We start from the raw sequence: 536 nt of genomic DNA on the forward strand, positions 1-536 counted from the left end.
AATCAAGTGGCTTACTTTAAAGCCGTCTCTAAATAAGCTAGCGATGTATTAGAACGATATAAATACTATAGTTAGATTTGATAAGGCCTCACTAATATGTAGGGCCTTTTTTCGTCCAAAGTTTGTCGAATTTTGCGCTACACTAGAGTAAAGCTGCTGTTATATCTTAGCGATTTTATTGGATACCAATTTATGTTTAAAACCATTACGTCAAAACCAACCACGAATAACATCACGATAAAAGGGGCGACGACGATAGCGATATTGGCGGCTCTCACTGGTTGTCAGACACTGCCTAGTGCTGAAATGAAAAAGCCGACCAGTACAGTCGATAGCAATCCACTGACCGCCGCTATGCCTGCCGTTGATCGTCAAGGACACATTGCTTATGTGGAAGAGCAAGGGTCAGGGAGCGCCAAAGTATCGACACTCTATAGCATCCGTCCTGATGGCAGTGATCGTCATCTCATCGATCAGATCACAGGTTATATCTATGCGCCAGCGTGGTCGGCTGATGGTCAACTGCTTGCTTATAG

Annotated in this window: 1 pseudogene; it reads left to right on the forward strand. The window is 43.8% G+C overall.

Going from position 1 to position 536, the window contains the following annotated elements:
• Window positions 1-192: 192 nt before the first annotated feature.
• Window positions 193-536: pseudogene (locus ACS8FC_RS20485) on the forward strand (Xaa-Pro aminopeptidase); the annotation flags it as partial.

This window comes from Psychrobacter sp. 1Y4 (assembly GCF_051847555.1).